Source organism: Mycobacterium sp. D16Q16 (assembly GCF_002013745.1).
In the GTDB taxonomy this organism is placed as follows: domain Bacteria; phylum Actinomycetota; class Actinomycetes; order Mycobacteriales; family Mycobacteriaceae; genus Mycobacterium.
The window spans coordinates 133,741-160,373 of the sequence record NZ_MAEY01000015.1 but is presented as its reverse complement, the minus strand read 5'-3'; the positions used below and the strand labels follow the sequence as shown (position 1 = coordinate 160,373).

21 protein-coding genes are annotated in these 26,633 nt (G+C 64.9%); 16 read left to right on the top strand and 5 right to left on the bottom strand.

Translation table 11 applies throughout. The features are described from left to right. Window positions 1–512: 512 nt before the first annotated feature. From pks2 to B4394_RS17105, 3 genes are read left to right on the top strand one after another with little or no spacing between them, the layout of a single operon-like run. Window positions 513–6,794, top strand: a complete 6,282-nt coding sequence (gene pks2 / locus B4394_RS17115) for a sulfolipid-1 biosynthesis phthioceranic/hydroxyphthioceranic acid synthase (RefSeq protein WP_078315760.1) — start codon at window positions 513–515, stop codon at window positions 6,792–6,794. Window positions 6,795–6,804: 10 nt separating this feature from the next. Next, window positions 6,805–8,220 carry a condensation domain-containing protein gene (locus B4394_RS17110; protein WP_078311054.1) on the top strand — a complete coding sequence of 472 codons (1,416 nt, stop codon included), beginning with the start codon at window positions 6,805–6,807 and terminating at the stop codon, window positions 8,218–8,220. A 2-nt stretch (window positions 8,221–8,222) separates the two neighbouring features. Then, complete coding sequence (locus B4394_RS17105; RefSeq protein ID WP_078315759.1) at window positions 8,223–8,909, top strand: GAP family protein; 687 nt, start codon at window positions 8,223–8,225, stop codon at window positions 8,907–8,909. 69 nt (window positions 8,910–8,978) lie between these two features. Here the strand turns inward: B4394_RS17105 and B4394_RS17100 are convergent, their stop codons facing one another. Next, entirely contained in the window at window positions 8,979–9,755 is a 777-nt protein-coding gene (locus B4394_RS17100) for an energy-coupling factor transporter transmembrane component T family protein (protein ID WP_078311052.1), read from the bottom strand. Beyond that, window positions 9,752–11,719: an ABC transporter ATP-binding protein gene (locus B4394_RS17095; RefSeq protein ID WP_078315758.1), complete on the bottom strand. Its 1,968-nt coding sequence runs from the start codon at window positions 11,717–11,719 to the stop codon at window positions 9,752–9,754. Before B4394_RS17095 ends, B4394_RS17100 begins: the two co-directional genes overlap by 4 nt. Before the next feature lie 91 nt (window positions 11,720–11,810). Between B4394_RS17095 and cobA the strand changes: the two genes are divergently transcribed. Continuing rightward, window positions 11,811–13,010 carry a uroporphyrinogen-III C-methyltransferase gene (gene cobA, locus B4394_RS17090; RefSeq protein WP_078315757.1) on the top strand — a complete coding sequence of 400 codons (1,200 nt, stop codon included), beginning with the start codon at window positions 11,811–11,813 and terminating at the stop codon, window positions 13,008–13,010. 37 nt (window positions 13,011–13,047) lie between these two features. Next, window positions 13,048–14,565 carry an MFS transporter gene (locus tag B4394_RS17085; RefSeq protein ID WP_078311049.1) on the top strand — a complete coding sequence of 506 codons (1,518 nt, stop codon included), beginning with the start codon at window positions 13,048–13,050 and terminating at the stop codon, window positions 14,563–14,565. On the opposite strand, the gene B4394_RS17080 is transcribed toward B4394_RS17085, so the two are convergent. Continuing rightward, window positions 14,562–14,921 (bottom strand): hypothetical protein, encoded by a 360-nt coding sequence (locus tag B4394_RS17080; RefSeq protein ID WP_078311048.1) that lies wholly within the window; start codon window positions 14,919–14,921, stop codon window positions 14,562–14,564. The genes B4394_RS17085 and B4394_RS17080 overlap by 4 nt on opposite strands. 52 nt (window positions 14,922–14,973) lie before the next feature. Here B4394_RS17080 and B4394_RS17075 point away from each other — a divergent pair, with 52 nt between their 5' ends. After that, on the top strand, window positions 14,974–16,731 hold the full coding sequence (locus B4394_RS17075; protein ID WP_078311153.1) for a proline--tRNA ligase: 1,758 nt from the start codon (window positions 14,974–14,976) through the stop codon (window positions 16,729–16,731). Next, window positions 16,728–17,216, top strand: a complete 489-nt coding sequence (locus tag B4394_RS17070) for an SRPBCC family protein (protein WP_078311047.1) — start codon at window positions 16,728–16,730, stop codon at window positions 17,214–17,216. The genes B4394_RS17075 and B4394_RS17070 overlap by 4 nt, the downstream gene beginning before the upstream one ends. On the opposite strand, the gene B4394_RS17065 is transcribed toward B4394_RS17070, so the two are convergent. Further along, window positions 17,213–17,683, bottom strand: a complete 471-nt coding sequence (locus B4394_RS17065) for a ferritin-like domain-containing protein (RefSeq protein WP_078311046.1) — start codon at window positions 17,681–17,683, stop codon at window positions 17,213–17,215. The two genes, B4394_RS17070 and B4394_RS17065, sit on opposite strands and share 4 nt — an antisense overlap. Further along, a complete protein-coding gene (locus B4394_RS17060; protein WP_078311045.1) occupies window positions 17,680–18,150 on the bottom strand; it encodes a hypothetical protein in 471 nt (156 codons plus the stop codon). Before B4394_RS17060 ends, B4394_RS17065 begins: the two co-directional genes overlap by 4 nt. 140 nt (window positions 18,151–18,290) lie before the next feature. Here B4394_RS17060 and rimP point away from each other — a divergent pair, with 140 nt between their 5' ends. The 9 genes from rimP to B4394_RS17015 all read left to right on the top strand — a co-directional run bounded on the left by rimP (window position 18,291) and on the right by B4394_RS17015 (window position 26,632). After that, window positions 18,291–18,818, top strand: coding sequence for a ribosome maturation factor RimP (gene rimP / locus B4394_RS17055; RefSeq protein ID WP_078311044.1), 528 nt, complete (start codon window positions 18,291–18,293; stop codon window positions 18,816–18,818). Then, on the top strand, window positions 18,815–19,810 hold the full coding sequence (gene nusA / locus B4394_RS17050) for a transcription termination factor NusA (protein ID WP_078311043.1): 996 nt from the start codon (window positions 18,815–18,817) through the stop codon (window positions 19,808–19,810). Before rimP ends, nusA begins: the two co-directional genes overlap by 4 nt. Before the next feature lie 68 nt (window positions 19,811–19,878). Continuing rightward, window positions 19,879–20,292, top strand: coding sequence for an RrF2 family transcriptional regulator (locus B4394_RS17045; RefSeq protein WP_078311042.1), 414 nt, complete (start codon window positions 19,879–19,881; stop codon window positions 20,290–20,292). A gap of 4 nt (window positions 20,293–20,296) precedes the next feature. Then, window positions 20,297–21,487, top strand: coding sequence for a globin domain-containing protein (locus B4394_RS17040; protein ID WP_078315756.1), 1,191 nt, complete (start codon window positions 20,297–20,299; stop codon window positions 21,485–21,487). Then, entirely contained in the window at window positions 21,484–21,915 is a 432-nt protein-coding gene (locus B4394_RS17035; protein WP_078315755.1) for a hypothetical protein, read from the top strand. The genes B4394_RS17040 and B4394_RS17035 overlap by 4 nt, the downstream gene beginning before the upstream one ends. Window positions 21,916–22,012: 97 nt before the next feature. After that, entirely contained in the window at window positions 22,013–22,309 is a 297-nt protein-coding gene (locus B4394_RS17030) for a YlxR family protein (RefSeq protein ID WP_078311152.1), read from the top strand. Window positions 22,310–22,397: 88 nt separating this feature from the next. Next, window positions 22,398–25,172, top strand: coding sequence for a translation initiation factor IF-2 (gene infB / locus B4394_RS17025; protein ID WP_078315754.1), 2,775 nt, complete (start codon window positions 22,398–22,400; stop codon window positions 25,170–25,172). Window position 25,173: 1 nt separating this feature from the next. Then, the gene (gene rbfA, locus B4394_RS17020; RefSeq protein WP_078311038.1) at window positions 25,174–25,656 is read left to right on the top strand and encodes a 30S ribosome-binding factor RbfA; all 483 of its coding nucleotides are present in this window, start codon (window positions 25,174–25,176) and stop codon (window positions 25,654–25,656) included. Then, window positions 25,637–26,632 (top strand): DHH family phosphoesterase, encoded by a 996-nt coding sequence (locus tag B4394_RS17015; RefSeq protein WP_078311037.1) that lies wholly within the window; start codon window positions 25,637–25,639, stop codon window positions 26,630–26,632. Before rbfA ends, B4394_RS17015 begins: the two co-directional genes overlap by 20 nt. Window position 26,633 lies beyond the last annotated feature (1 nt).

Genomic DNA, 26,633 nt, shown 5'->3' with positions numbered 1-26,633 from the left:
GCAGTGGATCTTGGTCGAGGTAAGGCGGCGGAAATTTGCGCTCACGGTGAGTTAATCGCATAAATATTTCATAGCGTCCACCCGGTGAGATATTCGCCGAATATACACACCTGGCAAACCATGTAAATTGCTGTGAATGATCTGTGTAGGTGTGCGACATGGGCCCGAAAGTGCCTATTTAGCACGGCTTTAACTGGCAGCAGTGCTACGGTGAGCGACTGCTCGGGAGAACGCTCGACCGGAGTAATGGCTAATAGTTACAGATCTCGCTTGAATTGTGAATTCCTTGTTTCCCGGCTATCAATGGGCTGTTAATGCGGGATGTAGTAGGGGTTCGAAAGAGGCCATTGTGCGATGTCGCGCGACTACTTAAGTCGAGACACTGTGATCCTGATCTCCCGAGTCGCGAATTCCTTTCGCGCACCTTATCTTTAGGTCTGTCGGGTTCTACTGCTAGTTGTCTCCAGTTCTACTACCAGGCAGATTGTCGTGTGCGAGGAGGACGTAGCAAGATGAAAAACGCGTCTGTGACCCCAGTTGCAGTTATCGGGATGGGGTGCCGGCTTCCGGGTGGGATCGAGTCACCCGAACAGTTCTGGCAGGCGCTGCTGCGCGGCGAGGACTTCATTACTGAGGTGCCTCCCGCGCGTTGGGACCTGAGTGAGTACTACGACCCCGAATCCGGCGTACCGGGCAAGTCGCCCTCCAAGTGGGGGGCCTTCCTTGATGACGTCGGCGGCTTCGACGCGGACTTCTTCAGCATCAACGAACGTGAGGCCGTCTCGATCGATCCTCAACATCGCGTGTTGCTCGAAACATCTTGGCAAGCAGTGGAACATGCGGGTCTTAATCCACTGACCCTTGCCGGCTCGCAGACCGGTGTGTTCGTGGGAGTGACCCACAACGACTATCAGTTGGTGGCCGCGGACGCGGCAGATCTCGGCGGTCCTTACGGATTCGCGGGAACGAACTTCTGCATGGCATCGGGGCGTATCTCGTACGCCCTGGGTGTGCATGGACCGTCGTTGACGGTCGATGCCGGGTGCGCCGCAGGGTTGGCGACTGTGCATATGGGGTGCCAGAGCTTGGCGGCAGGCGAAAGTGATCTCGTGCTGGCCGGTGGAGTCAACCTGGTCTTGGAGCCGCGCAGGTATGTCGGTGCCTCGCAGCAGCGCATGCTCTCTCCGACTGGGCGTTGCCACACATTCACAGGCGAGGCCGACGGTTTCGTGATGTCTGAGGGCTGCGTCATGATTCTGCTAAAGCGGCTGGACGATGCGGTGCGCGACGGGGACCGGATCTTGGCGGTCGTGCGGGGTACGGCCTCGAATCAGGATGGGCGAACGGTGAATCAGTCGACTCCGTCCGCAGATGCGCAGGCGGCCGCATGCCGCACAGCGCTCGCGGCTGCGGGTGTGGACGCCAATAGCGTTGGGCTGATCGAGGCACACGGCACCGGTACACCTGTCGGTGATCCCATCGAGTACACGGGCCTGGCGCAGGTATATGGAGTCGACGGGCCCTGTGCGGTGGGGTCGGTGAAGACGAACTTTGGGCACACCATGTCGGCGGCCGGTGCGCTGGGGCTGATGAAGATCGTCCTCGCGGTGGAGCATGGCGTGATTCCGCCTAACCTGCATTTCACCGGGATCCCCGACAAGCTTGCCGGTGTTACGACCAACCTTTTTGTGCCACAATCGGTTAGCCCATGGCCCGGGGAGATTGAGGGCCCGCGGCGGGCCGGGGTATCGGCGTACGGGATGTCGGGCTCCAACGTGCACGCGGTGATTGAGCAAGCTCCGCCCGTGGACTCGCCCGTAGCCCCCGCGACGGAGTCGCCGCTCGGGTCGCAGCTGATCTTCCCGGTGTCGTCGACGTCCGCCGAGGAATTGCGACGAACTGCAGGCAGTTTGGCCGACTGGGTGGCCGAGCGGCCTGACCTTGCTCTCGGCGATGTGGGGTACACCCTGGCGCGCCGAAGGGCGCACCGGTCGGTGCGTACCTCGGTGGTGGCCAGCGGGGCAGAAGAGCTGATCGCGGCGTTGCGTACCGTTGCCGAGGGCGAGGCTCCCTACCCGGCCGCTGTGGCGCAGGATGATCGGGGCCCGGTCTGGTTGTTCTCGGGTCAGGGCTCGCAATGGGCAGGCATGGGTGCTGAATTACTCAGCAAGGAACCGGTATTCGCGGCGACTATCGCCCGCCTCGAACCCCTGATCGCTGCGGAATCCGGGTTCTCGGTGACCGAAGCGGTCTCGGCGCCGGAGACAGTTACCGGTATAGATCGTGTCCAGCCGACATTGTTCGCCATGCAGGTGTCGCTGGCCGCCACCATGGTGTCCTACGGCGTTACCCCAGGCGCGGTGATCGGGCATTCGATGGGCGAGGTTGCCGCGGCCGTCGTGTCCGAAGCGTTGTCGCTCGAAGATGGTGTCAAGGTCATCTGCCGTCGTTCCCAACTGATGTCGCGTATCGCCGGCGCCGGTGCCATGGCGTCCGTCGATCTACCGGCTCAGCAGGTCGTGTCGGAACTGGCTGATCGCGAAATCCACGATGTGGTGCTGGCCGTGGTCGCGTCACCGCAGTCGACGGTGGTCGGCGGTGCGACAGAGACGGTCCGCCAGTTGATCGCCGAATGGTCGGATCGCGGATTGATGGCACGCGAGGTAGCGGTCGACGTCGCGTCGCATTCACCGCAGGTGGACCCCATCCTTGATGACCTCGCCGATGCCCTCGAAGATCTCACGCCGCGGACACCCGTTGTCCCGCTGTACTCTTCGGTCGCATTCGACCCGCGCGAAAAGCCAGTCATGGACGCCGACTACTGGGTGGACAACCTGCGCCATACGGTGCGCTTCGCCGCAGCGGTGCAGGCGGCTCTGGACGACGGGTATCGCGTTTTCGGTGAGCTGGCGCCCCACCCGCTGCTGGTGTATCCGGCGGAACAGACCGCACGCAGCGTGGATATCCCGATGGTCGCGTTGGCCGCTATGCGGCGCGAGCAGGAGTTGCCGCATGGGCTCCGAGACTTCGTGGGAGACCTGTATACGGCGGGCGGCGCCGTGGACTTCTCGGTGCTGTATCCATCCGGGCAACTGGTGGATGTGCCGCTGCCCAGTTGGACACGCCAGTCATATCTGTTGGATCTGTCCGCGCAGACGCAACCGGGCCAGGGCGGTCACACCGTGGCCGTGCACCCTCTACTCGGCGCGCATGTGCGACTGACCGAGGAACCGGAGCGCTATATCTGGCAGGCCGACGTCGGCACGGAGGCGCAGCCGTGGATCGCCGACCATCAGGTCCGTCATGTCGCGGTGTACCCAGGGGCCGCATACTGCGAGATGGCGCTCTCGGCGTCCGCCGCAGTGTTCGGTGAAGGCGCTGTAGTAGAGGACGTTTCGTTTGAGCAACTGCTGACGCTGGGGGAGTCGACACCGATCTCGGCGACGGGCACCGTGAAGTCCCCGGACGTGATCGAGTTCGTGGTGGAAACCCGTGACGAAGGGAACACCGCCAAACGCGCCACGGCGGTCTTGGGCAGTGGCGGTGAGTTCGACACTCCCGCGGCGTACGACCTGGCCGCCTTGCGCGCGGAGCACCCTCATCGCGCGGAGGGCGACGAGCTACGAGAGTCTTTCGACGAGAGGGGAGTTCAGTACGGCCCGGCCTTCCAGGGCCTGGCGGCGGCATACCGCGGCGACGAGTCCGTCAGGTCGGTGCTGGCGGAAGTCACTCTGCCGCGCTCTGCCCGGGTGCAGCAGAGCAGCTACATCGTTCACCCCGCCCTTCTGGACGCCTGCTTCCAATCCGTGATCGCGCTCCCGGATGTCCAGGAAGCCAGCAAGGATGCGCTACCGCTCCCCAAAGGTGTGCGCAGTCTGCACGCATACGAATCCGCGCGCTCCACCCAGTACTGCTACACCAGGGTGACCAAGGTGAGTGCGAACGAAGTGGAAGCCGATATCGATCTGCTGGACGAGCATGGCACCGTCCTGGTTGCCGTGCGGGGCTTCCGCTTTGGTACCGGAGCTTCCGATGACGAGCAGCGTGATCAGCTGCTCAACAACCGGCTGCTGGCGATCGAATGGCAGCAGCAGCGGTTGCCTGAGGCGGTACCGAATGCCCCGCGTCGGTGGCTGCTGGTCAGCACGGGTGAGACCGTGGACCCGTGGGCGACGGAGCTGATCGATTCACTCAAGCTTCGCGAGAGTGAGGTTGCGCTGATCCAGTGGCGCCCGAATACCGATCGTGTTGCGGCCCTAAAGCTTCTGTACGACCAGCTGGAAGCCGGCGGATTCGAGGGCGTGCTCATCGTGACGGCCCCGGGGGCCGATGGCGGTGCAGACCGGGTCGCCATGCAAGGTGCGGATCAGGTTCGGCATCTGGTGCGGATAACCCGAGAGTTGGTGGACCTCCCGGGCGAACCACCGCGGCTGTACGTGGTGACGCGCAACGCACAGACGGTCGCGCCCGGCGATGTGACCAACTTGGAGCAGGCCGGATTGCGGGGCTTGGTGCGCGTCATCGGCGCCGAGTATCCCCACTTGCGTGTCACGCACATCGATGTCGACGGCCACACCGCAGCCCAGAATGTGGCGGGGGAGCTGGTCTCCGGCTCGGAGGAGGACGAGACCGCGTGGCGTGATGACCACTGGTACCGGGCGCGTCTGAACCTGGGTCCGCTCGGCCCCGAGGATTGGCGCAGTACCGTTGCGACACCTAACAACGAGGGCGTGCGGTTCGAAGTTCGTACGCCCGGTGATCTGGAGTCGCTCGGATTCGTCGCATTCGACCGGGTCGCACCGGGGCCGGGACAGATCGAGGTATCGGTCACGGCCACCAGCATCAACTTCGCCGACGTTCTGAATGTGTACGGCCGGTACTCGAGTTTTGAAGGCCGGCAGGAGCTCGGTGTCGACTTCGCGGGCGTGGTGACGGCTGTCGGGACGGGAGTGACCCAGCATCACGTCGGTGACCGGGTAGGCGGTATGACGCCCACCGGCGCCTGGAGAAGCTTCGTGGTGGTCGATGCAAACCTTGCGGCGACGCTCCCGGCGGAGGTACCCGATAGGGAGGCGGCCGCTGTCCCGGGTGCGCATGTCACCGCGTGGTACGGGCTGCACGAGCTTGCCAGGATCTCCGCACGCGACAAGGTGCTGATCCATTCCGGCACCGGTGGTGTCGGGCAGGCGGCCATCGCCATCGCGCGTGCCGCCGGGGCAGAGATCTACGCCACTGCGGGCAGCGCGGAACGACGGGACCTGTTGCGCAGTTGGGGAATCAAGCACGTTTACGATTCCCGCAGTACGGATTTCGCCGAGCTGATCCGCCGCGATACCGACGGTTACGGGGTCGACATCGTGCTCAATTCGCTCACCGGTGCCGCGCAGCGGGCGGGTGTGGAACTGTTGACCTTCGGTGGCCGCTTCATCGAGATCGGCAAGCGCGATATCTACGGTGACACCCGGCTGGGTCTGTTCCCATTCCGCCGAAACCTGTCGTTCCACGCTGTCGATCTCGTCCTGGTGGCGAAGACGCGGCCGGAAGCGATCTACCGGACGCTCACCGCTCTGTATCAGCAGATGGCGGACGGCGTGCTCCCGTTGCCGGAGATCTCGTCCTCTCCATTGCAGGACGCTGCCGAGTCGATCCGTGTGATGGGTGCTGCGGGACATACCGGAAAGCTCGTTCTGGACCTGCCGAAGGCGGGCAAGGTCGACGCGGTGATCCCGGCGTCGCATGCGCCGGCGTTCCGCCGGGAGGGTGCGTACGTGATCACCGGTGGCCTCGGCGGGTTGGGCTTGTTCCTGGCGAAGAAGCTGGCGGCTGCTGGAGTCGGCCGGGTCATACTCAACGGACGCAGCGCCCCGAAGCCGGACGCGCTGGAGGTTATCGAGCAGATCCGGCAGGGCGGTGTCGAGATCGACGTAGTGCTCGGCGATATCGCCGAGCAGGAGACGGCACAGCGTCTGGTTGCTGCCGCTACGGAAACCGGAAAGCCCGTGCGTGGCGTGCTTCATGCCGCAGCGCTGGTACACGATGCCACGCTCGCCAATATCACCGATGAGCTGATCGACCGCGGCGACTGGCGGCCGAAGGTGCACGGTGCCTGGAACCTGCACGAGGCCACCGCCGATCAGCCGCTGGACTGGTTCTGCTCCTTCTCGTCGATCGCGGCGCTGGTGGGCTCACCGGGGCAGGGTGCGTACGCGGCGGCCAACAGCTGGCTGGACGGATTCACGCACTGGCGACGGGCCCAGGGGCTGCCGGCAACCGTCATCGCCTGGGGTGCCTGGTCGGAGATCGGGCAGGGCACCCACCTGGCGGAGAACGCGGATGCGGCCATCCTCCCGGACGAGGGCGCCTATGCCTTCGACACGGTGCTTCGGCACAACCGGGCCTACACCGCCTATGCGCCGATGGCCGGCATATCGTGGCTGGCCGACTTCGTCGAGCGGAGTCCGTTTGCGCAAGCATTCCGGGACGCGGGTCAAACGCAAACGGAGACAAACAAGTTCCTCGACGAGCTCAGGTCCTTGCCCCGCGAGGAGTGGCCGACCCGGCTACGCAAGTTGGTCGCCGAGCAGGTTGGTCTGGTGCTGCGCCGCTCCATCGACCCGGACCGATCCCTGCCGGACTACGGCCTGGATTCGTTAGGCAATCTGGAAATTCGTACCCGTATCCAGGCGGACACCGGCGTCCGTATCGGTCCGGCCGATGTATCGACAGTGCGCTCATTGGCGTCGCACCTGTACGACAAGTTGGCCGAACAGGAATCCGAAGTCGCATCGTCATAAGGGGATTGAAATGCGTGGTGGACCAGTAACGGTGTCGTTGACCGACAAGTGGGAGCCGTCCGCGGGATCGGTGATCACCTGGCAGCCTTCACCGGCGTCGTACGCGAAGGCTCTTGAAGCGCCGGTGAGCGAGATCCCGCCGAGCTTCATGCAGGTGCAGCATTTGCGCACGTACCTGCGGCAGGCAGCCAAGGGACTCGACTTCTCACGGGTGCTCGTTTTCACGCTGGATATGCCGGGCCGGTGCGACAAACGCGCCATGGGGCACGTGATCAACGCGCACCTGCGGCGGCACGACACGTACCGGAGCTGGTTCTCGCTCGACGATGAGCAGAACATTGTCCGGCGCACGATTGCCGATCCGGCAGACGTGGAGTTCGTTCAGGTCAAACTGGGTGAGATGACATCGGACGAGGTACGGGAGCTGGTGGTCTCGGAGACCCCGGATCCGTTCCGGTGGGACTGCTTCCGGTTCGGAATCGTCCAGAGCTCAGGCCATTTCACCTTCTACTTCAGCGTTGACCATCTGCATCTGGACGCCACCTTCGCGCGTCTGCTGATCATGGAGATCCTGATGGGATACAAGGCGCTGGTCCAGGGCGGCGCGCCCATTGAGCTTCCGCCTGCAGGCAGCTATGACGACTACTGCATCCGCCAGCACGAATTCCTTTCCGGATTGACCCCCGACTCCGAGCCTGTGCGCGATTGGGTTCGGTTCGCCGAGAACAACCGTGGCAGCCTCCCGGATTTCCCTCTGCCACTGGGGGATCACTCGGTGCCCTCCGGGACCTCGATCATCACCGAACAGCTGTTGGATGAGCAGCAGGCACTGACGTTCGAGTCCATCTGCGTGGATGCGGGTGCCCGGTTCATCGGCGGTGTCATGGCGGCACTCGGATTCGCCGAGCGCGAATTGACCGGTACCGATACGTATTACGGGATCACGCCGAGTGATGCCCGAGCGGAAGCAGATATGTTCACGACGGGATGGTTCACAGGGCTCGTCCCGATATCGGTGCCCGTCGACGGGACTTTCGGTGCTGCCGCCGTGGCGGCACAGGAATCCTTTGACCGCGGCAGGCAGCTGGTGAATGTTCCGTTCTACCGGGTGCTGGAACTGGTGCCGGAGCTCAACTGGCCCCGGCCGTATCACCCGATGATCAACTTCTTCGACGGTGGCGCTCCGCCACTTTCGCAGTTGTTCACCAACCCGCTGCTGGTCAGTAATCCCATCGGTCTGTACGCGGAGAGCAAGTCGGTGTACCAGCTGACGATCTTTATCTCGCGGTTCCCGACGGAGACAACGCTGATGATCGCGTACCCGGAAAACCCCATCGCCCGGGAATCGATCACCCGCTACGTAGACCTGGTGAAGTCCATATTCACGCGGGTCTGCCAGCAGAATGACGTTGTGCCCGCGCGGTAGTCATGTGGACCATCGTTTTGTTGATGGCACTGGGAGTGAGTGTTGAGCCCACCCGACTGGGCTTGACGGTCGTGATGCTGAACAGGCCGAGACCGCTGTTACAGCTATTCGTCTTTCTCTGCGGTGCCTTTGTCATGGGGTTAAGCCTGGGGCTCACACTGCTGTTTGTCCTGCGGGTGTCACCCATGGGGAACGCAGACGTTTCGGGTCCTTATATCCAAGTCGGGCTTGGTGTTCTCGCGTTGTTGGTGGCGGCGGTGTTGGCCATCACGGCTTCGATCCGTAGGGCTCCAGCGGCGCCGCGTGCACCGAGGTCGGGCTTCGCGGACAAGCTGACGGCGCGAGTCCGTGGTTTCCTACGGAACAACTCACTGTGGGTGGCAGGGGTCAGCGGATTGGGAATTGCCTTGCCGTCGGCGGACTTTCTGGCGGTGATCGCTCTCATCCATGCCTCGGGTGCCACGCAGCCCATACAGTCCATGGCGCTGCTCTTCTTCAACGTGGTGGCCTTCTCGATGGTTGCGCTGCCGCTCCTGAGTTATGCGGCCATGCCGGGCCGGACATACGAGATGGTGTCGTCCCTGCACACCTGGGTGCGGACGCGTCGACGGATCGACGTCGCGGGGATTGTGGCAGTGCTCGGCCTGATCATCCTCACACTGGGAGCGATCGGCATTCTCCGCGCCTAACGCCGGTGAAGTCCAGCTGTGGTGGGGTATCCATTCGGTGGTGCCATTGGTGGGGCTCCGAGCCCACCTTCAGCTCAGCGCCAACGCGAGCGCGAAGACCCCGATAAGCACTGTTGCCGCAAACGCGTCACGCCATCCCGGATAGGCCGGGTGCGCCGAGATCCGCCCCGCACCGCCCCGTGCCGTGATGGCGTCGCCCATCTCGGTGGCCCGACGGAGTGAGACGACCATCGCGGCGGTGCAGAGATCAACGACTTCCGCACGCCGCGAGGGCTTCTCGGGCTGAGGCGGCTGGAGTCTGCGTGCGGCCGCTAACAGGCGGAACTCCTCGGACAGCATGGGGAACATTCGGAACGCCAGGGAAATGGTGACCGCCCAGTCGTCGACAGGTACACGCAAGACGCGCAGCGGCCGACACAAGAGCGCCACCGCTGGGGCGATATCGGCTACTTGGGTGGTCCACGAGATGACCGCGCCGAGACCGATCAGAACCAGGCCGAGCGATGTGACGCGCAGGAAATCCAGGAAACCGCCGACACCGACGGTGGCCGGTCCGAGCGTCAGCTCGGGAGCTCCACCGTTGACGATGGTGAATAAGCTGCCCGCCACCACAAGCAACGCGACCCAGCGAGGAACGGACGGGACACACCTGGGGGAGATCCTGGCGAGTGCCGCCGTGACGAGAATAAGCAGGGCGACAAGCCCAATCGCTGTCCAGGACGGCATGATGGTCAGTAGCACCGATATCGCCAACGCGGCAATGAGTTTCGTTCCCGCCCAGAGCGCGTGGATGGGAGACGGCCCGGGCACCGGCCGCATGAGCATCAACGGACGTCGCTGACTCATCCGGCGGTCACCAACTCACCTTGCTCGAGACGAATGGTGCGGGGACACAGCGGGGACAAGCTGTCGGTGTCATGAGATATCACGATGACGGCCTGCCCCTGGTTGCGGATGCGCACCAAGAGATCGATGAGGTCGGCCTGCGCGTCAACGTCCAGACCCGCCAATGGCTCGTCGAGAATCAGCAGGCGTGGCGAGCGGGCCAGCAGTCCGGCCAGGGCGACTCGCCGCAGCTGTCCGCCGCTGAGCCGATCGATAAGAACCCCACCGATGTTCGGATCCAGGCTGACCGAGGCCAAGGCCCGAGCAATGCTGTCGGTATCCGAGGCCGAGTACCCGGCCAGCGCGGCCACCGCCGCACCGGCGTGCCCCCGCAGCAGTTGCAGTCTGGCGGCCTGGAAGCACAACGCCACCGCACCAACCTGTTCCGCGGCGGGACGGCCATCGAGCAGGCATTGACCCGCTGAGGGATCCAGCAGGCCCGCCATGATCCAGGCCAGGGTGGACTTGCCGGAACCGTTGCCGCCACAAAGCAGCATCCCGTCGCCGGAACGAACCTGAAAAGAGATGTCCCGGAGTACTGATTGCGACCATGGTGTTCCGGCCGCGTAGTCGAAAGAGACTCCCTGCACATCGAGAATCGTTTCGCCGCTGTCAGATTCGATGGGGGATGGGCGCTGCGCAGGCTCACGCGCGTCCGCGTTGCCGCTGCTGCCCAGTGACACCACCCGATCGGCGGCATTCGCCTCCTGTGGGTAATGCGTGATGTGTACCAGCCCCAAACGATGGTGCGCGGTGAGTCCATCGAGCACCTTGATGAGTGTCTGCCTGCCGGTGTGGTCGACCATGGTGGTCACCTCATCGGCGATCAGGAGAGCGGGATCCCGGGCCAATGCCGAGGCGACCGCGAGCCGCTGGAGCTCTCCGCCTGAGAGTCCTGCGGTGTCCCGATCGCCCATCCCGCCGAGACCCACCTCAACGAGCAGGCTTTCGATGTCGATCTCGCGGTCACGCGGCAGCCCCCACACGATGTCGTCGCCAATGCGTAGCCCCAGTACCTGACTCTCGGGGTGTTGCAGGACCAGCGCTGTCCCGCCCACCTGGCCCAGACCCACTCCGGCGGGCCGTTCGATGGTCCCGGTCGTGGGTGTGATCCCCGCCAAGATGCGCATCAGGGTGGACTTGCCGGAGCCATTGGCACCGGTCACCGCGATGTGCTCGCCGATATCGACGCTCATGGTCACCGGGGCCAGCGCATCCCGGTCGGCGCCGGCGTATCGATATCCGGCGTTGGTGAGCACGGTCGGCAGCGGGCCGGGCGGAACGTCCTCGTGAGGGGCGGGCAGCGTGCCCACGGACGCGAGGTCGGTAACTTCCTCGAGCCGTCGTAGGACAGGAGTCAGGACCCGCCATCCGAACGAGGTTCCGAAGATGACGATGAGCCATACCGATACCCCAAAGAACCAGGGCCAGTGCACGATCCAACCGTGCACGGCATGGTCCAATCCCGCCGCGGCGCGGCCGAGCAGCGGCACGCCATCCAACAGCGTGGCGAACCCGCCGACATTGGCGGCCACCGCACCCAGAACGACCTCGCGAAGATTCCTCAAGGCTGCGAACACGCCGACACAGAACCAGGAGACCAGCACGCCCCACAGCGCCGCGACGGCCAACATGGTTGCCGCACCGCGGTTTCGGCGCCTCACCTGGCCGGCGATCGCACCCATGTATGCGCACGTCAGCGCCGAAACCAGCCCGCCGAATCCCGCGATCAGGAAGCTGATGAGGCCGGCGGCGACACATGCCGCCAAGGCCACCCGGATGCGATGCCGGTAACAGAGCACCCCCATCGGGACGGCCCCCAACCAGGCGAACACCACCGCGCCCGGCAGCACGATGGAGACCACGGCGATAGCCCCCATGAGGGCGGCGGTCATCGCGGCCTGGGCTAACTCCGCGGGTTGCATGCGATGGGATTGCACGGTGCTTGATTACAGCACGGACCGTTCGGAGCATGGCCGACCTGCCACGCGAAGTCATCCCACGTAAACTCGCGCGGTGACTCATGACGCCTACCTCGTCGGCCTTCGCCTCGCGGGACGCAAGGTCGTAGTCGTCGGCGCCGGATCCGTCGCGCAGCGGCGTCTCGGGCTGTTGATCGCCAGCGGCGCCGATGTCCACGTGATTGCCCCCAGCGCCACCCCCGCAGTCGAAGGCATGGCCTCGATCACCCTCGACCTCAGGCCGTATCAGGACGGCGATCTCGATGGGGCGTGGTACGCAATCGCCTGCACCGACGACCCGGAGGTCAACGCCGCGGTGGTGTCCGAAGCGGACCGACGTCACATCTTCTGTGTCCGGGCTGACGCCGCCCGGGAGGGCACCGCGGTCACCCCGGCGTCCTTTAATCACGACGGCATCGCGGTCGGTGTTTTGACCGGTGGTCAGCACAAGCGGTCAGCCGCCCTGCGTTCAGCCATCCACGAGGCGTTGCAGCGCGGGCTCATCACCGAAATCGCCGAAACAAGGCCAGTGGGCGTGGCACTCGTCGGCGGGGGACCGGGTGATCCTGATCTCATTACCGTCCGTGGACGTCGGCTCCTGGCTCAGGCCGATGTGGTTGTCGCCGACCGGCTTGCTCCCGCCGAACTTCTCGCCGATCTGGGACCCCACGTCGAGGTCATCGACGCCGCGAAGATCCCCTACGGCCGCGCGATGGCTCAGCAGGAGATCAATCGGGTGCTCATTGAACGGGCGCAGGAAGGCAAGTTCGTCGTCCGTCTGAAGGGCGGGGACCCGTTCGTTTTCGCCCGTGGCTACGAAGAGGTACTGGCTTGCGCCGAGGCGGGCGTCCAGGTGACCGTCGTACCGGGTGTGACCAGCGCAATCTCCGTTCCTGCGGCTGCCGGGGTGCCCGTCACCCATCGTGCGGTCAACCACGAGTTCGTGGTGGTCAGCGGACACGTCGCGCCGGGACATCCGGAATCGTTAGTCAATTGGGATGCGCTTGCTGCCTTGAAGGGGACCATCGTGTTGCTGATGGCCGTCGAGCGCATCGAGCAGTTCGCGAAGGTGCTCATCGATGGGGGCCGACCTGCGGATACCCCGGTGCTGGTGGTGCAACACGGCACGACTGATGAGCAACGCTTGCTGCGCGCCGACCTTGCCAGTGCGCCAGAGCGCATTCGCTCGCAGGGCATTAGGCCGCCGGCAATCATCGTCATCGGCCCCGTTGCTGCGTACGGCGCCTCTTTGTGACCTAAGGGCACGTTAAGAGGACGGTAAGGTGTCCTCCATGCCTGCCCTCAGCGTCGAGCAGCTCACTCAAAAGGCGCGAGAACTCCTGCCGTCCCGGCACTACCTGTATGCCGTCATCGCGATTGCCGGTATGCAGTTCCTGGCCACCATGGACGGCACCATCGCGGTCGTCACACTGCCCAAGATTCAGGCCGAGCTGCACCTCAACGATGCCACCCGAAGCTGGGTCATCACCGCGTACATGCTGTCCTTTGGCGGGCTGATGTTGCTCGGTGGACGCCTCGGTGACACCTTCGGCCGCAAGCGCGTCTTCATCGGTGGTATCGCGCTGTTCACCCTCGCGTCCATCGGGGTGGGTCTCGCGCAGGAGGACATCGGCCTGGCTGTCTTCCGTCTCATCCAGGGCGTGGGTGCGGCCGTCGCATCTCCCACCGCGCTGGCATTGGTCGCGACCACGTTCCCCAAGGGGCCGCTGCGTACCGCGGCCGTCGCGGTGTTCGGTGCCATGACGGGGGTGGGTTCCATCGCCGGACTGATTGTCGGCGGTGCGCTGGCCGAAGTGTCCTGGCGTCTGGCGTTCCTTATCAATGTGCCTGCCGGTGCGCTCATGATCTATCTCGCCGTGCGGTCGCTGTCCGAGACCGAACGTGAACCGATGAAGCTCGACGTCACGGGATCGGTGCTGGCGACACTCGGCTGTACCGCCGCGGTGTTCGGCTTCACTCAGGGCCCCGACCGTGGCTGGGATTCCCCCTACACGATCGTGTCGCTGATCGTCGCCGCCGTGCTCCTGATCGCATTCCTGCTCGTCGAACGCACCGCGGAGAACCCGGTGCTGCCGCTTAGCCTGTTCAAGGACCGCAATCGGGTCGCTACCTTCGCGGCGATTTTCATGGCAGGCGGGGTGCTCTTCACCCTGACCATCACCATCGGCCTGTACATGCAGGACCTAATGAAATACAGCCCGCTGCGAACCGGCGTCTCTGCCATTCCGTTCGTCGTCGGCATGGGAATCGGTTTGGCCCTGTCGTCGCAACTCGTCACGCGCATGGCGCCTCGGGTGCTGATTCTGTGCGGTGGCGTCGTGGTGTTTGGCGCGATGCTGTACGGCTCGACGGTTGACCGGACCATCGATTACTTCCCGGATTTCGCGACGCTCATCTTCGTCGGTGGACTCGGCATCGGCACCATCGTGGTGCCGGTGATCCTCTCGGCCATCACCGGCGTGGATGCCGACCGCATCGGGCCGCTATCCGCCATTTCTCTCATGCTGCAGAACCTGGGTGGCCCCATCGTTCTGGTGATCATCCAGGCGATCATCACCTCGCGCACGCTGTATCTGGGCGGAGCCAAGGGGCCCGTGCAGAACATGAACCAAGCGCAGCTGCACGCCCTCGACCACGGCTACACCTACGGCCTCTTGTGGATCGCCGGAACAGCTGTGCTGGTCGGAGTGGCGGCGTTGTTCATCAGCTACACCGCTGCCGACGTCGCGCATGCGCAGAAGGCACAGTCGGCGCACGACCAGGGCCTGGACGAAGAACAACCGGCCTAGCAGTCCTGCGGGGTGTAGTCCCCGGCACGGAACAGCAGTCCGTTGGTGACGGGGATGCCGTCGTTGACGGTGATGTGACAGGACATCCGGAACACGCTCGGAGGTCCGGCCGCGGTCACCCGAAGAACCGGTGAAGCTCCGTTGAGCTTCACCGTGCGCTCCCAGTAATACCCGGCGAACGTGTGTCCGGACTCCTCCCGGAGCTGATTCCCGTCTTGGTACGAGACGGTGAAGTCGGCATTGCCGATTCCAATTGCCGACAACGAATATTTGACCGTGGCCGGGGCGGCGTCGGCCGGTGCCGCGACTCCCAGGCCGAACATCGCCACCGCCGGAATGATCGCCCACGCACGCATGCGCTCGATGCTAGCCGGAGGCCTCGACGGCGCGCCGATATGCTGTGCAACCGTGATTACCCGACTTTCCGAGCTATTCGTACGCACGCTGCGCGACGACCCGGCCGACGCCGAGGTTCCCAGCCACAAGCTGCTCATCCGCGCGGGCTATGTGCGGCCCATCGCGCCGGGTGTCTACAGCTGGCTGCCGCTCGGCCTTCGGGTCCTCCGCAAGATCGAGAACATCGTCCGCGAAGAGATGAATGCCATTGGCGGCCAGGAGATCCTGCTGCCGGCTCTGCTTCCGCGCGCACCGTATGAGACCACGAACCGATGGACCGAGTACGGCGATTCGCTGTTCCGGCTCAAGGACCGGCGCGATAACGACATGATGCTGGGCCCCACCCACGAGGAGCTCTTCGCGCTCACCGTGAAGGGGGAGTACAGCTCCTACAAGGATTTCCCGGTCATCCTCTACCAGGTCCAGACGAAGTACCGGGACGAGGCGCGTCCGCGTGCGGGCATTCTGCGTGGGCGCGAATTCGTCATGAAGGATTCGTATTCCTTCGACACCTCCGATGACGGGCTCAAGACGGCTTATCACGCGCACCGTGAGGCGTACCAACGGATCTTCGGCCGGCTGGGCCTGGACTATGTGATTGTGGCCGCCACGTCAGGAGCCATGGGCGGTAGTGCATCCGAGGAGTTCCTCGCCGAAAGTCCCACCGGGGAAGACACTTTCGTTCGATGCGTGGAATCCGGATATGCCGCCAACGTCGAGGCGGTTGTCACACCGGCACCGCCGGCGCGGTCCGTCGAAGGACTTCCCGAAGCAGTGGTGCACGAGACGGGTGACACTCCGACCATCGCGACTCTGGTGGACTGGGCGAACTCCGCCGATCTCGGCAGGCCCGTGACGGCGGCGGACACTCTCAAGAACATTCTGCTGAAGGTGCGCCAGCCCGGTGGTGAGTGGGAGCTGCTCGCCGTTGGCGTACCCGGGGATCGTGAGATTGACGACAAGCGCCTCGGTGCCGCGCTGGAGCCCGCCGAGTACGAGCTGCTCGGTGACGCGGACTTTGCCAAGCATCCGTTCCTAGTGCGCGGCTACATCGGACCGAAGGGATTGATCGCGAACGGTGTTCGCTACCTGGTCGACCCTCGGATCGTGGAGGGCACCAGCTGGATCACCGGTGCCGATGAACCCGGCAAGCACGTGGTCAACCTGGTCGCCGGTCGCGACTTCGCCCCCGATGGAACCATCGAGGCCGCCGAGGTCCGCGACGGTGACCCTTCGCCCGACGGTGGCGGGCAACTGGTGTCGGCACGCGGGATCGAGATCGGCCACATTTTCCAGTTGGGCCGCAAGTACACCGACGCATTTACTGTCGACGTGCTCGGCGAGAACGGCAAACCGGTGCGGCTCACCCAGGGCTCCTACGGTGTCGGCGTCTCGCGGCTGGTGGCCGTCGTCGCCGAGCAGCAGCATGACGAGCTCGGGCTGCGCTGGCCCGCCGCGGTATCGCCGTTCGATGTGCACGTCGTCATCGCCAACAAGGACGACGCCGCGCGGGCGGGGGCCGAGCAGCTTGCCGCCGACCTGGATCGGCTGGGGCATGAGGTGCTGCTCGATGACCGCACCGTCTCGCCGGGGGTCAAGTTCAAGGACGCCGAGCTGCTTGGTGTGCCCTGGATCGTGGTGATCGGCCGCGGTTGGGCCGACGGAACCCTCGAATTGCGCAACCGGTTCACCGGGGAGGCGCAGTCCATTGCGGTGGCCGACGCTGTGACGTCCGTCACGGAGGCGATTTCGGTAGGCGATAAGGTATAGACATGCCGTCTTTTAAGCTTGCCCCGCTGGTCGAAAGCGATTTCAACACAAGCGATTTCGTGTATACGTTCTCCACCCCGCTGCCCAAGGATGCGGCGACGGTGTGGGCCGAGCTCAATGGTGAAAGTCCGCTGCACTGGTGCAAAGCCATCAACAAGATCAGCTGGACTTCGCCGGAGCCGCGGGGCGTGGGCTCCACCCGCACCGCCAAGCTCGCGCTTCCCGGTGCCGCGGTCAACGAGCGGTTCATTGTGTGGGAGGAGAGCCCCGAGCGGTACCGCAACGCGTTCACCGTCGAGACGGCGACCTTCCCGGGCACCAAACGGTTCGGTGAGCTCTACGAGGTGGTGGGCACCGCGACGGGCTCGCTGTTCACCTGGAGCTTCTTCATCGAGCCGTCTCTCGGCTTCACCCGCCACCTCAAGCCGGTGATCCGTCGTGGGCTGTCCGGTCTGATCACCGACACCCAGAAGCACTTCGCCTAGGTTTCGGTTCCTCCTGGGAACGCGATACTGGCGGGCGTGATGTCCGCGGTGACCCGCCACCGCGCCGCGCGGATCGCGCTCTCTGTGAGCATCCGGACAGCGAATCCACGATCATCACCGTTGTCGGCCTGTTCGGCGACGGCGCGCCAGCGCGCGGCCGTGTCCGCCTCGACCTGCAGCGCCAACGTGGTGGCGTCGGCGGGGGTGTTCACCGGGAACGGAGTCTTGTAGCCGGCGGCGGCGACCGGTGCGGTCACCGAACGGCCACGTAGTTTGGCGATGCATTCCTCGCGGCATAGCCGGTGTTCGATGAGGCACTCGGTGACCAGCCAGTTGTTGTCGGGCACCGAGTGCGCCGATACCAGCCCGTACGCATAGATGGCGGCGTGTTCATTGGCCAGGGCGTCGGCCAGTGCGGTGTCGTCGGCCGAGGCGGGCGGCTGCGGTGTGGGTTCGGTCGTTGTCATGGCAAGTCAACTTCGGCTGCCGAGGCACAGGCTGCGCTGATCGAGGCCAGCAATCCGGCGCGGTATCCGCTCTGTTTCGTCGCCAGGTCCATCGCTGATCTCGAGGAGTCCTTGAGTTGGGTCTTGATCTGCCCGACCTGTGGTGGCGGTGATGCCGGCGATGTGGTGGTGCTGGACGGCGGCGTGGTCGTGGTCGCGCCCGGGATGCGGGCGAGCTCCCTGGTTAGTGCGACACCGTGCGCGCGGCGGATTGCCGCGACGGCCGTTAGCGCGGGTGCCAGCTCGGCATTGGCGGTGGCCGCTGCGGCTGCCGATGTGGCATCGCGCTGCGCGAGGTCGATCTGGATCAGCAGGTCGTCCACCTCGGGTTTGGCATCGGGTGTCTGCTGGCACGCGGCGGCCACGACGGCAACGCCCAGCGCGGCGCCGCCGATCAACAGGTCGCGGCGCGACAGGCTTTTGGGCATTCGCCCATCCTGCCAGTGCGCGCGGTTAGCGCATGACAGCCCTCGCCGGGCGTAAGGTGGAGTGCTGGTCAGGACGAGAGTCCGGCTAGTGTGTGCAAGCTGAACCGCCCGACAACTCAAGATGAGGAGCCACAAACGCCATGGGGCTGCCATCCGATGACCAGGTGATCGAGCTGCTCGCTCCCGAGTTCTCCCGGTCAGGCGTCGAGATCGAGAGTGTCGTCGTTAACGACGACACGGTTCCTGCCCGCATCACGATCGTGGTCGACTCGGACTCTCCGGTGGACTTGGACGCGGTCGCCGCGCTGAGTCGCACCGCATCGGCATTCTTGGACGAGGCGGATACCGGCTGGGAGGCCTACGAGCTGGAAATCACCACACCCGGAGTCGACCGTCCGCTGACCACTCCGGTGCATTTTCGACGTGCCCACGGCCGGATGGCGCAGATTCGCCTCGCCGACGGTGAGGATCTGCTCGGCCGCATCGGCATCGCGAACGAAGACGGAATACAAGTGGTGGTGCGTAAACCGGTCAAGGGCACCGGCTGGACCGTCCGTGATCTCGCGTTCTCCGATATTGAGAGTGCGGTCGTGCAGGTGGAGTTCACAACGCCCAACCCGCAGGAACTAAATCTGGCTGGGGCAGCCGAAACTGGAGGTGGCGCATGAATATCGATCCCGCAGCGGTAAACCTGATGGCTGCCGATAAGGGCATCACCGTCGATGAGGCGATTGACATCATCAAATCGGCGCTGTTGACGGCCTACCGGCATACCGACGGGCATGAGCCCAACGCGCGTATCGAACTCGATCGCAAGACGGGTGTGGTCCGTGTCTTGGCCCGCGAGACCGATGAGGACGGCAATCTCATCACCGAATGGGATGCCACGCCTGAGGGATTCGGGCGTATCGCTGCCACCACCGCACGGCAGGTGTTCCAGCAGGGCGTGCGTGACGCGGAGAACGAGCACAAGTTCGGTGAGTTCTCCACGCGCGAGGGCGAGATCGTCGGCGGAGTGATTCAGCGCGACGCTCGGGCCAACGCGCGGGGGCTTGTCGTGGTCCGCATGGGTAGCGAGACGAAGGGATCCGAGGGTGTCATCCCGGCAGCCGAGCAGGTGCCGGGCGAGGACTACCGTCACGGAGATCGGTTGCGCTGCTATGTTGTTGGTGTATCCCGCGGCGCACGTGAGCCGTTGATCACACTGTCGCGGACGCACCCGAATCTGGTGCGCAAGCTGTTTTCGCTCGAGGTGCCGGAGATTCACGACGGCTCCGTGGAGATCGTCGCGGTTGCCCGTGAAGCGGGGCACAGGTCCAAGATCGCGGTGGCCTCGAAGGTTTCCGGGCTCAACGCCAAGGGCGCCTGCATCGGCCCGATGGGGCAGCGGGTACGCAATGTGATGAGCGAGCTCGCCGGCGAGAAGATCGACATCATCGATTACGACCCGGATCCCGCGCGGTTCGTCGCGAACGCACTCTCACCCGCCAAGGTGGTATCTGTGTCGGTCATCGATGAGGCGGGTAAGGCTGCCCGCGTCATCGTCCCGGATTTCCAGCTGTCTCTGGCGATCGGCAAGGAGGGGCAGAACGCCCGCCTCGCGGCCCGTCTCACCGGATGGCGCATCGACATCAGAAGTGATGCAGACCCCGACAACTAGCACCGAGTAGCGCTAGGTACTGACCAAAGTCCCTATCGCAGATAACTTGCATCTCATATACAAGTTATGTGCAACTAACGCGATTCACCGACCTGGGTCTGCGCATTGTCATGCGGTTGGCCGCCGAGGGGCCGGGCGCTCAGCTGCACACCGGTGAACTTGCCGCCCAACTTTGCGTGCCCTATACGCATGCCACGAAAGTCGTTGCCCGGCTTTCGGAGATGGGCGCGATTGAGTGCACCCGCGGGCGCCACGGGGGAGTGTGCATCACACAACGCGGACTCGACCGTCGGGTGGGATCGCTGGCCAGGAAATTGGAGCGCGGCGGCGAGGTCATCGACTGCGAGGGCGCCGTACCCTGCCCCCTTCGGCGCACCTGTCGCCTGCGCGACGCCCTTCGCTCGGCGCAAGAGGCATTCTTCGCCGAACTCGATCAGTGGACGGTGGCCGAAATCGCCCGTCCAACAATGGAAAGGAAGTAGTCACGTGCTATCCGCAGAGTCGCTGGCAGTCATCCGTCAAACCCTCCCCGCTGTGGCGGGGGCGATCGACGAGATCACACCGTTGTTCTACTCCAAGCTGTTCGCGGCGCACCCCGAACTGCTTCGCGATCTGTTCAACCGCGGCAACCAGGCGGCGGGGGAGCAGCCGAAGGCACTCGCCGCATCTATCGCCTCCTTCGCCGGGCTTGTATTGGAAGGCAATGGTGCCCAATATGATTCGGTGCTCGACAGGATTGCCCACAAACACGCCTCGTTAGGAATTGTCGCCGAGCAGTATCCGATCGTCTACGAGCATCTCTTCGCCGCGATCGCGGAGGTGCTGGGGGCGGCGGTAACCGAAGAGGTTGCGCGGGCCTGGAGCGAGTTCTACTGGCTCATGGCCGATGAATTGATCGCGCGGGAGAAGGCGCTGTACGGCGCCGCGGGGGTTGCGCCGGGCGATGTGTGGCAGCAGGTCACGGTGGTACGCCGCCAACTGGAATCGGCGGATGTGGCGGGGTTCGAGTTGCGCGCCGTATCTGGTGAGTTGCCGAGTTTCCTTCCCGGACAGTACGTATCGATACAAATCACGTTGCCGGACGGGGCCAGGCAGATCCGTCAATACAGCCTGTCGCGTGGTGCCCAGGAGGGTAACTGGCGTATTGCCGTCAAGCGGATCAGTGGTGCTGGTACGCCCGCGGGTGAGGTGTCGAACTTCATCTACGACAATGTCTTCGAGGGACAACAGTTGCGAGTCTCGTTACCTATGGGCGAGTTCACACTCGACGATTCGACGGATCCGTTGGTTCTGGTATCTGCGGGCATCGGCTGCACGCCGATCATGGGGATGCTGCAAGAGCTCGTAGCCACGCAGTCGCCGCGAGAGGTACTGGTCCTGCACGCCGATCAGTCGGCCGCCGCACACGCCTACCGGCATGAGTTGGCAGATCTCGTGGGCCGGCTGCCCGCTGGCCGGCTGCACACCTGGTACGAACGGGCACATGTGGAGCTTCCCGCGCACGGCGTCGGTCGCATGAGCCTGGACCGGCTGCCGCTCAACCGGCTATCGACCGTGTTCGTCTGCGGTCCCCGCCCATTCATGTCCGCCGTTAATGAAGACCTGGTGTCTCTCGGGATCCCGCAGGAGCAGATCAATCACGAGCTGTTCGGGCCGTTGGCTTCGGCTATGGCATGACGCGCGTAGATGTAGGTGCGGCAGCGCTGGCCGCATTCTGGTTGGGTTTGGTGGTGGCGATCTCGTTCATCGAGACACCGCTGAAGTTCCGGGCGCCGGGTGTGACGATCCATGTGGGACTCGCGATAGGTCGCCTGGTGTTCCGTGCGCTCAACGCGGTGGAGTGCGTCGTGGCTTCCGCTCTGGTGGTGCTGACGGTGGCGGGCAATCTCTGCGCCGGTGCGATCGCGGCGGTGATCGTGGCATGCGTGTGTCTGGCAGTCCAGCTGGCGGCGGTGCGGCCAGCCATGATGAGACGAACCAACGCGATCCGAGACGGAGTGGAGTACGCCGGACGCAGTCGTACGCACCTGGCGTATGTCGCGCTCGAGAGCATCAAGACACTGGCTTTGGTCGGTGCGGTGGCGCTCGTCGCAGCGGGGGTTTGATAACCGGAATACAGCCTTGTCATTCGAGGCTGTGGGCCGATTCATAAATAAGGTGTCGCGGACGGTAGACTAAGCCGTGATCCAGCGCGAGACTTCGGTGTTCGCACATGCCCAAACCGGTAAACCGGTACGGACATGTGTGGGATGCCGGGGGCGAGAGTTGGCTGCAGATCTGCTTCGTGTGGTTGCTACGGATGATCGACATATTGTTGTTGATACCCGTCGCAGACTGCCCGGCCGCGGTGCGTGGTTGCATCGGTCGGCGCAGTGTTACCACGTGGCGGTAAAGCGGCGAGCGTTCGCGCGAGCGCTCCGGATCAGCGGAAACCCGGATACCTCCGCGGTCTTCGAACTTGTTGAGCAATACCAAGAGATTGGCAACGACAAACAATGAGCACACCGTGAAGCGTCGATGATGATCGTCCATCACAGCTAACACGAGGCACGGCGCCTGAAGCCGCTGCCTCGCAGACAGGAGAGCAGTGGCAGGCAAGGCCCGGGTACACGAGTTAGCTAAAGAACTCGGTGTGACCAGTAAAGAAGTTCTCGCCCGATTGAGTGATCAGGGCGAATTCGTTAAGTCCGCATCGTCGACGGTGGAAGCCCCCGTCGCGCGGCGTCTTCGTGAGGCCTTCGGTGGTGGCGATAAGCCCGCTGCCGCCGGGTCCAATGGCGCGTCCGCCGAGACTGCGTCCGCTCCGAAGAAGGCCGGCCCCAAGCCCGGCGCCCCCAAGCCGGCACCGAAGAAGGTTGCTGAGCCGGTTGTCGAGGCCCCCCCGGCGCCGGAGCCTCCGGCTGCGCCCGCACCTGTACCCGCCGCACCAGCGGCACCGGCCGCTCCCACGCCGAGCGCCGCGGCGCCGCCCGTGGCAGATGCACCCGCTGCGGCACCGGCACCCGCGCCTGCACCCCGTCCGGGTGCGACGCCGGGTCCCAAGCCTGGCGCTCCCCGTGTGCCGCGCGTCGGCAACAACCCGTTCTCCTCGGCGCAGCCGGTCGAACGTCCTGTTGCGCCGCGTCCTCAGGCGCCGCGTCCCGGAGCTCCTCGTCCCGGTGGAGCCTCCCCGAGCAACATGCCCCCGCGCCCGTCACCCGGATCCATGGGCCCGCGCCCGCCGCGTCCCGGTGGTGGCCGTCCCGGTGGCCCCGGTGGTGGCCGCCCCGGTGGTCCCGGTGGTGGCCGCCCGGGTGGTCCCGGCGGCGGCGGCGGTAACTACCGCGGCGGCGGTGCGGGTAGCGGTGCTCCCGCTGGTGGTCCTCCCGGCGCGGCCGGCGCTGGTGGCTTCCGCGGTCGTCCCGGCGGTGGCGGCGGTGGTGGTCGTCCCGGTCAGCGCGGTGGTGCGGCCGGTGCCTTCGGCCGTCCCGGTGGTGCGCCGAAGCGTGGTCGCAAGTCGAAGCGGGCGAAACGCGCCGAGTACGAGAACATGCAGGCGCCCGTTGTCGGTGGTGTGCGGTTGCCGCACGGCAACGGCGAGGTCATCCGTCTCGCGCGTGGTGCTTCGCTGAGCGATTTCGCGGAGAAGATCGACGCCAACCCGGCTTCGCTGGTACAGGCGCTGTTCAACCTCGGCGAGATGGTGACTGCCACGCAGTCGGTGGGCGACGAGACCCTGGAGCTGCTGGGCGGCGAGATGAACTATGTCGTCCAGGTCGTGAGCCCCGAAGACGAGGACCGCGAGCTGCTGCAGTCCTTCGACCTCACCTACGGCGAGGATGAGGGCGGTGAAGAGGATCTGGAGATCCGACCGCCGGTTGTCACCGTCATGGGTCACGTCGACCACGGCAAGACCCGACTGCTGGACACCATCCGGCAGGCCAACGTCCGTGAGGGCGAAGCCGGTGGCATCACGCAGCACATCGGTGCCTACCAGGTCTTGACTCAGCTGGACGGCAACGAGCGGCTCGTCACCTTCATCGACACCCCGGGTCACGAGGCGTTCACCGCCATGCGTGCGCGCGGTGCGAAGGCCACCGATATCGCGATCCTGGTGGTCGCCGCCGATGACGGCGTCATGCCGCAGACGGTGGAAGCCATCAACCACGCCCAGGCGGCCGATGTGCCGATCGTGGTCGCGGTCAACAAGATCGACAAGGAAGGTGCCGACCCGGGCAAGATCCGGGCGCAGCTCACCGAGTACAACCTGGTCGCCGAGGACTTCGGTGGCGACACCATGTTCGTCGACATCTCGGCCAAGCAGGGCACCAATATCGACGCCCTGCTCGAGGCAGTCCTGCTGACCGCGGATGCGGCACTGGACCTGCGGGCCAACCCCGATATGGAGGCCCAGGGTGTGGCGATCGAGGCGCATCTGGACCGCGGTCGCGGCCCGGTGGCCACGGTGCTCATCCAGCGCGGCACGCTGCGTGTCGGCGACTCGATCGTCGCCGGCGATGCGTACGGCCGTGTGCGTCGCATGGTCGACGAGCACGGCGAGGATGTCGAGGAGGCGCTGCCTTCGCGGCCTGTCCAGGTCATCGGTTTCACCTCGGTGCCCGGTGCGGGTGACAACCTGCTGGTTGTCGACGAAGACCGAATCGCCCGGCAGATCGCCGACCGTCGCAGTGCGCGCAAGCGCAACGCGCTGGCCGCCCGTAGCCGCAAGCGGATCAGCCTGGACGATCTGGATGCCGCGCTGAAGGAAACCAGCCAGCTGAACCTGATCCTCAAGGGCGACAACGCCGGTACGGTCGAAGCCCTGGAAGAGGCGCTGCTCGGTATCGCGATCGACGACGAGGTGCAGCTGCGGGTCATTGACCGCGGTGTCGGTGGTGTCACCGAAACCAACGTCAACCTGGCCTCGGCCTCGGACGCCATCATCATCGGCTTCAATGTGCGGGCCGAGGGCAAGGCGACCGAGCTGGCCAACCGCGAGGGCGTCGACATTCGCTACTACTCGGTGATCTACCAGGCCATCGACGAGATCGAGAGTGCGCTCAAGGGCATGCTCAAGCCGGTCTACGAAGAGGTCGAGCTGGGTCGCGCCGAGATCCGGGCACTGTTCCGGTCGTCCAAGGTCGGCAACATCGCCGGTTGCCTGGTCACCTCGGGCATCATCCGGCGCAATGCCAAGGCCCGACTGCTGCGCGACAACATCGTGGTCGCCGAGACCGTCACCATCTCGTCGCTCAAGCGGGAGAAGGATGACGTCACGGAGGTCCGCGATGGTTACGAGTGCGGTCTGACGCTGACCTACAACGACATCAAGGAAGGCGACGTCATCGAGGCGTACGAACTCCGCGAGAAGGAACGGGTCTAAGGTGGCCGATCCGGCTCGCGCGCGGCGACTGGCGAAGCGGATCGGGGCCATCGTCGCCTCGGCGATCGAGTACGAGATCAAAGACCCGAGGCTGACGATGGTCACGGTCACCGATACTCGGGTGACCAACGATCTGCACGATGCGACCGTGTACTACACCGTGATGGGGCAGACTCTGTCCGACGAGCCGGATTACCCCGGCGCGGCGGCCGCGCTAGAAAAGGCAAAGGGTGTGCTCCGAACGAAGGTGGGTGCCGGGACAGGGGTGAGGTTCACGCCCACCCTGACCTTCGTGCTCGATACCATCGCCGACACCGCGCGGCATATGGAGGAACTGCTCGACCGGACGCGCGCGGCCGATGCCGCGCTCGCCGAGGTCCGGCAGGGAGCCGTGCACGCCGGCGACGCCGACCCCTATAAGGCGTCCCCGGCTGAGGATGAGGAGCCCGCACCCGACGAGGACGATGAGCGCCGTCCCGATTGAGGCGGGTGCCGTGGGGGCACGCGTAGACGTAGAGGGCGCCGTGGCTCTCCTGGCCAAGGCCAGGAGGGTGGTGATCATCTGTCACGTGCATCCCGACGCCGACACGGTGGGCAGCGGGCTGGCGCTCGGACAGGTGTTGGTGGCCAAGGGCGTTGACGTCCAGGTGAGTTTCGGGGCGCCGGCGGCGCCTCCGGAGTCGGTGGGAACCCTGCCGGGTGCGGAACTGTTGGTCGCGCCCCACGAACTGCGCAGAGATCCGGATCTGGTGGTCACGGTCGACAGCCCGAGCGTGCGGCGGCTTGGTCAACTGGGCGAACTGGTTGAGGGCCAGGCACCGGTGCTGGTCATTGACCACCATGTGTCCAATGAGCTCTTTGGTACGGCGAATTACGTTGATATCGAAGCTGATTCGACGACGATGATGGTGGCTCGGTTGCTCGACGCCTGGGGGGTGAGCATCACCCCCGAGATGGCGCACTGTCTGTACGCCGGTTTGGTCACCGACAGCGGGTCTTTCCGCTGGGCCACCGCGCAGGGTCACCGGCTGGCAGCTCGGCTGCTGGACTTGGGGGCCGATGGCGTGAACATCACCCGTACTTTCATGGATTCACACCCGTTCGTCTGGCTGCCGATTTTGTCGCGCGTGCTGGGCACCGCGCAGCTGATTCCCGACGCGGTCGGGGGCGCCGGTTTGGTGTATGCCGTTGTCACCCATGATGTGTGGTCCTGCGCGCGCACCGAGGAAGTCGAGTCGATCGTCGACATCGTCCGCACCACCACCGAGGCGGAGGTCGCGGTGGTGTTCAAGGAGATCGAGCCGGAGCATTGGTCGATATCGATGCGTGCCCGTTCCGCGGTGGACCTGTCCGCGGTAGCGGGCACCTTTGGTGGCGGTGGACATCGGCTGGCCGCCGGGTTCTCGGCGACCGGCCCGGTCGACGAGGTGGTGGCGGCGCTGGTTCGCGCCCTTGACTGAC

Bases quoted from the DNA above. Each gene is read 5' to 3' on its own strand.
- pks2 (WP_078315760.1), top strand. From the start codon at position 513: ATGAAAAACGCGTCTGTGACCCCAGTTGCAGTTATCGGGATGGGGTGC.
- B4394_RS17110 (WP_078311054.1), top strand. From the start codon at position 6,805: ATGCGTGGTGGACCAGTAACGGTGTCGTTGACCGACAAGTGGGAGCCG.
- B4394_RS17105 (WP_078315759.1), top strand. From the start codon at position 8,223: ATGTGGACCATCGTTTTGTTGATGGCACTGGGAGTGAGTGTTGAGCCC.
- B4394_RS17100 (WP_078311052.1), bottom strand. From the start codon at position 9,755: ATGAGTCAGCGACGTCCGTTGATGCTCATGCGGCCGGTGCCCGGGCCG.
- B4394_RS17095 (WP_078315758.1), bottom strand. From the start codon at position 11,719: ATGCAACCCGCGGAGTTAGCCCAGGCCGCGATGACCGCCGCCCTCATG.
- B4394_RS17085 (WP_078311049.1), top strand. From the start codon at position 13,048: ATGCCTGCCCTCAGCGTCGAGCAGCTCACTCAAAAGGCGCGAGAACTC.
- B4394_RS17080 (WP_078311048.1), bottom strand. From the start codon at position 14,921: ATGCGTGCGTGGGCGATCATTCCGGCGGTGGCGATGTTCGGCCTGGGA.
- B4394_RS17065 (WP_078311046.1), bottom strand. From the start codon at position 17,683: ATGACAACGACCGAACCCACACCGCAGCCGCCCGCCTCGGCCGACGAC.
- B4394_RS17060 (WP_078311045.1), bottom strand. From the start codon at position 18,150: ATGCCCAAAAGCCTGTCGCGCCGCGACCTGTTGATCGGCGGCGCCGCG.
- rimP (WP_078311044.1), top strand. From the start codon at position 18,291: ATGGGGCTGCCATCCGATGACCAGGTGATCGAGCTGCTCGCTCCCGAG.
- nusA (WP_078311043.1), top strand. From the start codon at position 18,815: ATGAATATCGATCCCGCAGCGGTAAACCTGATGGCTGCCGATAAGGGC.
- B4394_RS17035 (WP_078315755.1), top strand. From the start codon at position 21,484: ATGACGCGCGTAGATGTAGGTGCGGCAGCGCTGGCCGCATTCTGGTTG.
- B4394_RS17015 (WP_078311037.1), top strand. From the start codon at position 25,637: ATGAGCGCCGTCCCGATTGAGGCGGGTGCCGTGGGGGCACGCGTAGAC.